General features: G+C 68.1%; 1 protein-coding gene. It reads left to right on the top strand.

Annotation, left to right across the window (positions count from 1 at the left end):
• Window positions 1-68: 68 nt before the first annotated feature.
• On the top strand, window positions 69-1,242 hold a 1,174-nt coding region (locus ACZ67M_RS37785), incomplete at its 3' end, for a condensation domain-containing protein (RefSeq protein WP_469854366.1).

Here is a 1,242-nt window from a genome sequence, read left to right as displayed (position 1 = left end):
GTGAGGTGGTGCTGACCGGGGAGGGCGGGGATCTGCGGGCTGAGTTGTTGGCGGTCGCTGGGCGGTGGATGGATCTGCGGCAGGCGCCGTTGCTGCGGGTGCATGTGGCGGAGGAGCCGGGGAGGACGGGGCGGTGGCTTGGGCTGGTGCAGGTGCACCACCTGCTCCAGGACCACACTGCCGCGGAAGTGGTGCTGAGTGAGGTTGAGGCGTTCATGTCCGGCAATGGGGATGCGCTTCCAGTGCCGCTGCCGTTCCGTGATTTCGTGGCGCAGGCGCGGTTGGGGGTTTCGCGTGCGGAGCATGAGGAGTTCTTCGCTGAGCTGTTGGGTGATGTGACGGAGCCGACGTTGCCGTTCGGCCTGGCGGATGCCCGTGGTGACGGTACGGGTGTGCGGTCGGCGCGGGTGAGGGTGGATGACGGGCTGGCGGTGCGGGTGCGGGAGCAGGCTCGCGGGCTGGGGGTGAGTCCGGCGACGTTGTTCCATGTGGCGTGGGCGCGGGTGCTGGCGGGTCTGGCGGGGCGGTCGGATGTGGTGTTCGGGACGTTGTTGCTGGGCCGGATGAATGCCGGGCGGGGTGCGGACCGGATTCCGGGGCCGTTCATGAACACGCTTCCGGTGCGGATGGACGTGTCGGGCCTGGATGTGGTGGGTGCGGTGCGGGCGATGCAGGGGCAGTTGGCCGGCCTGTTGGTGCACGAGCATGCCCCGCTGGCCCTGGCGCAGAAGGCCAGCGGCGTCCCGGCCTCAACCCCGCTGTTCACGTCGTTGCTCAATTACCGCCACAGTGCGCGGCGCGTGCACTCAGAGGACCCGAAGTCTGACGGAACCGCCGGCCTGACGGTTCTGTCGGCAGCCGAGGACCGGACGAACTATCCGGTGACCGTCTCGGTGGATGATCTGGGGGACGGGTTCGGGCTGAAGGCCGACGTGGTGGATCCGGGGGACCCGGAGCTGGTGTGCGGATTGATCCAGACGGCGATCGAGGCTTTGGTCGCGGCTCTGGACGTGGCACCTGAGACGCCTCTGTACGAGGTCGATCCACTGTCTCCGGTCGAACGAGAGCGAGTCGTCACGGACTGGAATGACACGGGTGTGGTGGTGGGGGATGTGTCGGTGTTGGGTTTGTTCGGGGAGGTGGTGGGGCGGGATCGGGGTGCGGTGGCGGTGGTGTGTGGTGATGAGCGGGTGTCGTATGGGGAGTTGGATGTGCGGTCGGATCGGTTGGCGGGGGTGCTGG

This window comes from Streptomyces sp. NPDC107500 (assembly GCF_055582785.1).
Note: the sequence above shows the minus strand (reverse complement) of the source record. Positions and strands in the feature narration are given on the sequence as shown.